Source organism: Corallococcus interemptor, assembly GCF_003668875.1.
GTDB classification, from domain to species: Bacteria; Myxococcota; Myxococcia; order Myxococcales; family Myxococcaceae; genus Corallococcus; species Corallococcus interemptor.
The window spans coordinates 48,400-58,078 of sequence record NZ_RAWM01000048.1; the positions used below are offsets into that span (position 1 = coordinate 48,400).

General features: G+C 71.2%; 2 protein-coding genes. Both read left to right on the forward strand.

What is annotated here, in order from left to right:
* The first annotated feature begins 56 nt into the window (after positions 1-56).
* Positions 57-980, forward strand: coding sequence for a bifunctional UDP-sugar hydrolase/5'-nucleotidase (locus D7X96_RS19140; protein ID WP_199746862.1), 924 nt, complete (start codon positions 57-59; stop codon positions 978-980).
* A 241-nt stretch (positions 981-1,221) separates the two neighbouring features.
* Positions 1,222-9,679: non-ribosomal peptide synthetase (locus D7X96_RS19145; RefSeq protein WP_121770382.1), on the forward strand; the 8,458-nt coding region annotated here is incomplete at its 3' end.

Sequence of the window (9,679 nt, forward strand, 5' to 3'; positions counted from 1 at the left end):
CGTCTGGCGGTCTGGCCAGACGAAAGACGGTCCTGACGCAGGAGCGCGCGAAGGGCGTGCCGGTGCTCGCACTGGACGCTGGCAACGCGCTCTTCAAGACCCTGGCGGATGGCCAGGACTCTTCGGCGAAGCCTCGCGCGGAGCTCGTCCTGGAGCAGCTGGAGGCGCAGGGCTACACGGCCATGGCCGTGGGCCAGCGCGACCTCGTGCTGGGCGTGGACTTCCTGAAGAAGAAGACGAAGGGCGCGAAGCTGAAGCTGCTGTCCGCGAACCTCGTGGACGCGAAGGGGCAGCCGCTCTTCCCCGCGTCGGTGGTGACGATGGTGGGCGGGCTGAAGGTGGGCATCATGGGTGTGTCCCCGGCGTCCGGGGATGGCGCCGCCGTGCTGCCCCAGGGCATCCGGGGCCTGCCGGTGGGCCCGGCGGTGAGCGCGGAGGTCAAGCGCCTGCGCCAGAAGGAGCAGGTGTCGCTGGTGGTGCTGCTGGCGGCGGTGCCCTACGTGGAGGCCGTGAAGCTGGCCCAGGGCGCGGAGGGCGTGGACTTCGTGGTGCAGTCGCACGACGGCCGGGGCGTGGGCATGGCGCAGCGCCAGGGCGTGTCCACGCTGGTGCCGCCCGGTGAGCGCGGCCGCCAGGTCGCGAAGCTGGAGCTGTCCGTGGAGGGCACCGGTCCCTTCGCGGACCTGTCCGAGGCGAACCGCGCCCGCGACAGCCAGCGCATGGTGGAGGCGAACATCACGCGGGTCCAGGAGCGCCTGAAGACGGAGAAGAACGAGGACACGCGCCGCTCGCTCCAGGAGACGCTGACCTCCTTCGAAGCGCGGCGCGACGCCCTGGCCCGCACGGCGGAGGCGCAGGGCCCGGCGACAGGGCGCACGTATCTGCTCACGTACCTGCAACTGGGCGCGGACGTGGCGTCGGATGCGGCCGTGCAGAAGCAGGTGGAGCGCGTCGAGCCGCCCGGCTCCGCGGGTCACTGAGCTTCAGATTCCAGCCCTGCTGGAGAGCAGGCAACCCTGGCGTCATGGAACGCATGGCAGGTCGGGGTTTGACCGAATAGTGTCGTCCGCAGGTTTCAAGGCCACCCCCCCCATGCTGCTCGCACGCCGGGCAGCAGGCCACGCGTGATCGACATTCGGCGGCACCCCTCCCGAGGGCCTCGCGTCCGTTGTCCGGGCGTCCCTCCGGGCCCTGTCGCGTCCTGAGTCCGGAGTCAAAGCGATGAGCAGCAGCGGTGATGTGTCGAAGCGGATCGCGAATCTGTCTCCGGAGAAGCGCGCGGAGCTGCTCAAGAAGATGGCCGCGCAGAAGCAGGCGGGGGGCGCTCCCGCGCGCGCGGCCTTCCCGCTGAGGGACAAATCCCAGCCGGCGGAGCTGTCCTTCGCACAGCAGCGGCTGTGGTTCATGGATCAGCTGGCGCCGGGCAGCCCGCTCTACAACGTGCCCGTGGCGGTGCGGCTGGAGGGCGCGCTGGACGTGGCGGTGCTGGAGCGCTCGCTGCGCGAGGTGGTGCGGCGGCACGAAGCGCTGCGCACGACCTTCCAGGGCGGGGAGAGCGGGCCGGTGCAGCACTTCGCGGACGCGCCCGTGCTGGAGCTGGAGCGCGCGGACGTGAGCGGGCTCGCGGCGGAGGCTCGCGAGGCGGAGGCCTGGCGCCAGGTGCGGGAAGGGGCGCTGCGTCCCTTCGACCTCGCCACCGGCCCGCTGATGCGCGCGCTGCTGGTGAAGCTGGCGGACGCGGACCACCTGATGCTGGTGGCGATGCACCACATCGTCTCGGACGGGTGGTCACTGGGCGTGCTCGTGCGCGAGGTGGCGGTGCTCTACGCCATGTTCCTGCAGGGGCAGCCGTCCCCACTGCCGGAGCTGGCCGTGCAGTACGCGGACTACGCGGCCTGGCAGCGGGAGACGTTGCAGGGCCCAGCGCTGGAGCGGCAGCTGGCGTACTGGCGCGAGCAGCTGTCGGGCGCGCCGCCCGCGCTGGAGCTGACGACGGACAAGCCCCGGCCCGCGGCGCGCGGCTTCCGGGGCGCGCGCACGCCCATCCAGTGGCCGCGTGAAATGACGGACGCGCTCCGGGGGCTGGCGCGGCAGGAGGGCGCGACGCTGTTCATGGTGCTGCTGGCCGGGTGGCAGTCGCTGCTGTCGCGCTACTCCGGGCAGGACGACGTGAGCGTGGGCTCTCCCATGGCGGGCCGGACCCGCTCGGAGCTCGAAGGCCTCATCGGCATGTTCGTCAACACGCTGGTGCTGCGCGCGCGCTTCACGCCGGAGCTGACGTTCCAGGGACTGGTGCGTCAGCTGCGCGAGACCATGGTGGGCGCGACGGACCACCAGGACGTGCCGTTCGAGAAGCTGGTGGAGGCGCTCCAGCCGGAGCGTGACTCGGGGCGCACGCCGTTCTTCCAGGCGATGTTCGCGCTGCAGAACGCGCCGCGCGGGCCCGTGGCCGTGCAGGGCCTGAAGCTGAACGCGATGGAGGTGGACACCCAGACCGCCAAGTTCGACCTGCTCCTCCAGCTCACGGAGGCGGATGGGAGCCTGAGCGGCTACGTGGAATACGACACGGACCTCTTCCACGCGGCCACCGTCGCGCGGATGGTGGAGCACCTGCGCGGCCTGCTGGAGTCCGCGGTGGCCCACCCGGCGATGCCCGTGGCGCGGCTGCCCATGTTGAAGGCCGCCGAGCGCGCCCAGGTGGTCTCCGCCTGGAACGACACGGCCCTGGCCGTGGACTGGGATGGCTGCTTCCACGAGTGCGTGGAGACGCAGGCGGCGCTCAGGCCGGAGGCGCTCGCCGTGCTGGACGGGTCGCGACAGTTGGACTTCGCGCAGCTCAACGCGCGCGCCAACCAGCTCGCCCACTGGCTGCGCCAGCGCGGGGTGGGGCCGGAGGTGCGCGTGGCGCTCTTCGTGGAGCGCTCCGTGGAGATGATGGTCGCCGCGCTGGGCGTGATGAAGGCCGGCGGCGTCTACGTGCCGTTGGATCCCGCCTGGCCGTCTGAACGGCTGGGCTGGCTGGCGAAGGACTGCGGCGCGCGCTGGGTGCTCACCCAGCGAAAGCTCGCCGGGGCGCTCCCGGAGGGGCTCGAGGTGCTGTGCCTGGACGGCGCCGGTCCGCGGGAGGAGCTGGCGCGGCAGTCGCGGGAGAACCCGGCCCACGTGAGCCTCCCGACGCACCTGGCGTACATCATCTACACCTCGGGCAGCACGGGCCGGCCCAAGGGCGTGATGGTGCAGCACGCCTCGATGATGAACCTGCGCGCGGCGCTCAAGGTGACGACGTTCGCCGGAGTCACCGCGCCGGTGCGGGTGAGCTTCAACGCGCCGCTGGCCTTCGACGCGTCGGTGCAGCAGCTGGTGCAGCTGGCGGACGGCCACGCGCTGTGCATCGTGCCGGCGGCCGTGCGCGAGGACGTGGCCCGCATGGCGGCGTGGCTGGAGACGCACGAAGTGGACGTGCTCGACTGCACGCCGGCGCACCTGCGCCTGCTGTTGGACGAGGGACTCGGCACGCGCCGGCCCATGCGCGTCCTCGTGGGCGGTGAAGCGGTGGATGAAGCGCTGTGGGCGCGGCTCGCGGCGCTCCCGGGCCTCAAGGCCTTCAACGTGTATGGCCCCACGGAGTGCACGGTGGACGTCACCGCGCGCCCCATCGTGGCGGACACGGTGCGTCCGGTGCTGGGGCGGCCCATGGCCAACCTGCAGGCCTACGTGCTGGATCCCGAGCTCCAGCCGGTCCCGGTGGGCGTGCCGGGCGAGCTGTACATGGGAGGCGCGGGGCTCGCGCGCGGCTACCTGGAGCGGCCGGAGTTGACGGCGGACCGCTTCATCCCGGACAGCCTGGGCTCGCAGCCGGGCGGGCGGCTCTACCGCACCGGCGACCGCGTCCGCTGGTTGGCCACGGGCGAGCTGGAGTACCTGGGCCGTTTGGACTTCCAGGTGAAGGTGCGCGGCTTCCGCATCGAGCTGGGTGAGATCGAGACCGCGCTCGCGCGGCAGCCGGGCGTCAGCGAAGCCGTGGTGCTGGTGCGGGGCGACGGCGCGAACAAGCGGCTCGTCGGCTACGTCGTGGCGAAGGAAGGCCACGCGCTGCACGTGGACACGCTGCGCACGGGCCTGCGCCAGGGGATGCCCGAGTACATGGTCCCCTCGGCGCTGATGGTGCTGGACGCCATGCCGCTCAATGCGAACGGCAAGGTGGACCGCAGGGCGCTGCCGGAGCCGGAGGCCCCGCGCTCGCAGAAAGTCTTCGAGGCGCCCCGCACGGAGACCGAAGCGAAGCTGGCGGCCATCTGGTCGCAGGTGCTGCGCGTGCCCCAGGTGGGCGTGACGGACAACTTCTTCGAGCTGGGGGGCCACTCGCTCCTGGCGACGCAGGTGGCCTCGCGGATCCGCGCCGGGTTCGGCGTGGAACTTCCGCTGCGGGAGTTGTTCGAGTCCGCCACCCTGGAGGCCCTGGCGCTCCGCCTGGAGCGGGCCACTCGCTCCGTCGCCCCGCCGCTGGTGCGCGTCTCGCGCGAGCAGCCCCTGCCGCTGTCGTTCGCGCAGCAGCGCCTGTGGTTCATCGACCAGCTGGAGCCGGGCAGCCCGCTCTACAACGTCCCGCTGGCGGTCCGCCTGGAGGGGGCCCTGGACGTCGCGGTGCTCCAGCGGGCGCTGGATGCGCTGGTGAGCCGTCACGAGGCGCTCCGCACGACGTTCACGTCGCATGAAGGCACGCCGGTGCAGGTGGTGCATCCGCCCTCGGCGATGCCGCTGGAGGTGGAGGACCTGCGCGGCGTCGAAGCGGGCGAGCGGGAAGAAGAGGCCCGCCGCCGGGTGATGGCGCAGGGGCTGCGGTCCTTCGACCTGGAGCGAGGGCCGCTGGTCCGCGCGCAGCTGGCGCGGCTGGCGGAGCACGACCACCTGCTCGCGCTCACGATGCATCACGCCATCTCGGATGGCTGGTCGTTGGGCGTGCTCGTGCGGGAGATGGGCGCGCTGTACGCGGCGTTCGTGCAGGGCCAGCCCGCCTCGCTGCCGGAGCTGCCGCTCCAGTACGCGGACTACGCGGCCTGGCAGCGCGGCTGGTTGCAGGGGGACGCGCTCGAGCGCGAGGTGTCCTTCTGGAAGGGCCGGCTCGCGGGAGCGCCCGCCGCGCTGGAGCTGCCCACGGACCGTCCGCGTCCGGCGGTGCGGAGCAACGCGGGCACGATGCACTTCTTCCAGTGGTCCCCCGCGATGACCCAGCGCCTGCGAGCGCTGGCGCAGCGCGAGGGCGCGTCGCTGTACATGGTGCTGCTGGCGGGCTGGCAGGTGCTGCTGTCGCGCTACAGCGGCCAGATGGACATCAGCGTGGGCTCGCCCATCGCGGGACGGACGCGGGCGGAGCTGGAAGGGCTCATCGGCTTCTTCGTCAACACGCTGGTGATGCGTGCGCGCGTTGAAGGTGAGACGTCCTTCCGCGGGCTTTTGAAGCAGGTGCGGGGCACGGTGCTGGAGGCCTACGAGCACCAGGACGTGCCGTTCGAGAAGCTGGTGGAAGCGCTCCAGCCCGAGCGCAGCCTGAGCCACACGCCGCTCTTCCAGACACTGCTGGCGCTGCAGAACGTGCCGCAGGGCGACCTGGGGCTGCCGGGCATGGCGCTCAAGCCGGTGGTGATGGAGAGCCGCACGTCGAAGTTCGACCTCAGCGTCTTCTTCGTGGAGGAGGGGGAGGGGCTGAGAGGCTCGGTCGAATACAGCACCGAGCTGTACGACGCCGCGACGGTGCGCCGGATGGTGGAGCACCTGCGGGTCCTGCTGGATGCCGCGCTGTCGCGTCCGGAGGCCGCCGTGTCACGGCTACCGATGGTGGACGCGGAGGAGCGACAGCGGATCCTCGACGGTGGCAACCGCCTGACGGCGGAGTTCGTGGGCACCACGCCGGTGCACACGCTGTTCTCCGAGCAGGCCCGGAGGACGCCGGACGCGGTGGCGCTCCAGGCGCATGACGGGCGGACGCTGACGTACGGCGAGCTGGACGCGAAGACGAACCAGCTGGCGCACCACCTGCGCGGGCTCGGGGTGAAGCGCGGCACGCGAGTGGGCGTGTATGTGGAGCGCTCGCTGGAGATGGTGGTGGGGCTGTTGGCCGTCCTCAAGGCCGGGGGCGCGTACGTGCCGGTGGACCGCAACTACCCGGCGGAGCGCATCGCGCTGCTGCTGGGGGATGCGGGCGTGGGCGTGACGCTGACGCAGCGGTCGCTGGTGGAGAAGCTGCCGGCGAGCGCGGGAACACCGCTGCTGCTGGACGCTGCATGGAGCGAACTCGCGCATCAGCCGATGTCTGCGCCGCAGGAGGAGGTGGGCGCGGAGGACCTGGCGTACGTGATGTTCACGTCGGGAAGCACGGGCCGTCCGAAGGGTGTGAGCGTGCCGCACCGGGGCATCACGCGGCTGGTGGTGGGCAACGACTTCCTGCGCTTCGGGCCGGAAGAAGTCTGGCTGCAACTGGCGCCGGTGGCCTTCGACGCCTCGACGCTGGAGCTCTGGGGCGCGCTGCTGCACGGAGCGAAGCTGGTGCTGGCACCGCCGCACGCGCTGACGCTGGAAGAACTGGGCACGCTGCTGAAGCAGGAGCGCATCAGCACGCTGTGGCTGACCGCCGCGCTGTACGAGCAGATGGCGCTGCATCAGGTGGACGCCCTGGCCGGGGTTTCGCGAGTGCTGGCGGGCGGAGACGTACTGCCAGCGCAGCGAGTGCGCGAACACCTGAAGCGCCTGCCAGAAGGCGCGGTGCTGGTGAACGGCTACGGCCCGACGGAGAACACGACGTTCTCCACGACGCACGCGCTCACGCGCGACACGGACGTCACGGCTTCGGTGCCCATCGGCAAGCCGATCGGGAACTCGACGGCGTACGTGCTGGAGCCGCACGGTGACGTGGCGGGCGTGGGCGTACCGGGTGAGCTGTACGTGGGAGGCGAAGGCCTGGCGTGGGGCTACCTCAACCGGGCGGACCTGACGGCGGAGCGCTTCGTGCCGAACGCGTTCAGCGCGGAGCCCGGCGCGCGGCTGTACCGCACGGGAGACAAGGCGCGCTGGAAGGAGGACGGGACGCTGGAGTTCCTGGGGCGCACGGACTTCCAGGTGAAGGTGCGAGGCTTCCGAATCGAGCTGGGCGAAGTGGAGGCGGCCCTCCTCCAGCATCCGGACGTGGCGGAAGCCGTGGCCGTGGTGCGCGACGTCGGCGGGGACAAGCGGCTGGTCGCGTGGCTCGTGGCGAAGCCGGGGCAGAACCTCGACGCGAAGGCCGTGGAGGCGGAGCTGCGGCAGCGGTTGCCGGAGTACATGGTGCCGTCAGCGATGGGCGTGCTGGCCGCGCTGCCGCTCACGGCCAACGGCAAGGTGGACCGCAAGGCACTCATGGCGCTGGAAGCGCGTGAGTCAGGCACCGCCTCCGAGGAGCCCCGCACGGAGGTGGAGAAGAAGCTGGCGGCCATCTGGGCGGAGGTCTTGCGGGTGCCCTGGGTGGGGGTGAGGGACAACTTCTTCTCGCTCGGTGGCCATTCGCTGCTGGCGACGCAGGTGGTGTCACGGATCCGCTCGGAGTTCGGAGTGGAGCTCTCGTTGCGAGTCCTCTTCGAGGCGCCCGTGCTCGAAGTCCTGGCCGAGCGGCTGGGAACGGCCGCGAGTCACCAGCCCGCGGCGCTGATTTCCGCCGCGAGTGATGAAGCGCCGCCCCTGTCGTTCGCGCAGCAGCGCCTGTGGTTCATCGACCAGATGGAACCGGGGAGCGCGATCTACAACGTCCCCGTCGCGGTCCGGCTACTGGGCACCTTGAAGCGGGGAGCGCTCGTGCGGGCCCTGGACGAAATCGTCCGGCGCCACGAATCCCTCCGCACGACGTTCGAGTTGCACGAAGGCCAGCCCGTCCAGCGCATCCATCCTCCCGCGCGCCTGCCGGTGGCGGACGTCGACCTGGAGGGAATCGACAACGAGCAGCAGGAGGCGGAAGTCCGGCGCCGGCTCGGAGTGGAGCTGGCGGAGCCCTTCGACCTGCACCAGGGGCCGCTCATCCGGGCGAGCCTGTTGAAGCTGGGAGCCGCCGAGCACGTGCTCGTCATCACGATGCACCACATCGTGTCGGATGGCTGGTCGCTGGGCGTGCTGATCCGCGAAGTGGGAGCGCTGTACGCGGCCTTCACGGAAGGGCGTCCATCGCCGCTGCCGGAGTTGTCGTTGCAGTACCCGGGGTACGCGGCGTGGCAGCGCGGCTGGTTGCAGGGCGAGACGCTCCAGAAGGAAGTGGACTTCTGGAGGAGGAAGCTCGCCGGGGCGCCGCCCGTCCTGGAGTTGCCCACGGACCGTCCGCGTCCGGCGGTGCGGGGCAGCGCGGGCGCGGTTCATTCCTTCGTGCTGCCGTCCTCGCTGGAGCAGGGGTTGAGGTCGCTGGCGCAGCGTGAGGGCGCGTCACTCTACATGGTGCTGCTGGCGGGCTGGCAGGTGCTGCTGGCGCGCTACAGCGGCCAGGCGGACATCAGCGTGGGTTCGCCCATCGCGGGGCGGACACGGGCGGAGCTCGAAGGCCTCATCGGCTTCTTCGTCAACACGCTGGTGCTGCGTGCCCAGGTGAGCGGAGAGGAGTCCTTCCGCGAGTTGCTGACGCAGGTGAAGGGCACGGTGCTGGAAGCGTACGAGCACCAGGACGTGCCGTTCGAGAAGCTGGTGGAGGCGCTGCGACCCGAGCGCAGCCTGAGCCACACGCCGCTGTTCCAGTCATTGTTGGCGGTGCAGAACATGCCCATGGGGGAGGCGCGGCTGCCCGGGCTGACGATGAAGCCCCTGGCGCTGGACGTCCGCACGTCGAAGTTCGACGTGAGCCTCTTCTTCACGGAGACGCCGCAGGGCTTGAGCGGAGCGGTGGAGTACAGCACCGACCTGTTCGAAGCGGCGACGGTGCGCCGGATGGTGGAGCACCTGCGCGTGCTGCTCGAAGGCGTGGTGGCGAAGCCAGAAGCAGCCGTGGGCCGGTTGCCCCTGCTGACGGAAGCGGAGCGTCAGCAGGTGCTGGTGGCGTGGAACCCCACGGCCACGCAGTCCTCCCACGAAATGTCAGTGCACGCCCGCTTCGAAGCGCAGGCGAAGCGGACGCCGGACGCGGTGGCGCTCCAGGCGCATGACGGGCGGACGCTGACGTACGGCGAGTTGGACGCGAAGGCGAACCAGCTGGCGCACCACCTGCGGAGCCTGGGAGTGAAGCGCGGCACGCGGGTGGGCGTGTATGTGGAGCGCTCGCTGGAGATGGTGGCGGGGCTGTTGGCCATCCTCAAGGCCGGGGGCGCGTACGTGCCGGTGGACCGCAACTACCCGGCGGAGCGCATCGCGCTGCTGCTGGGGGATGCGGGCGTGAGGGTGACGCTGACGCAGCGACCGCTGGTGGAGAAGCTGCCGGCGAGCGCGGGCACGCCGCTGCTGCTGGACACGGTATGGGCTGAAGCGGCCCGGCATCCGGAGACAGCGCCGCGAGTGGAGGTGTCGGGAGAGGACCTGGCGTACGTGATGTTCACGTCGGGAAGCACGGGCCGCCCGAAGGGCGTGTGCATCCCGCACCGGGGCATCACGCGGTTGGTGGTGGGCAACGGCTTCCTGCGCTTCGGGCCGGAAGAAGTCTGGCTGCAACTGGCGCCGGTGGCCTTCGACGCCTCGACGCTGG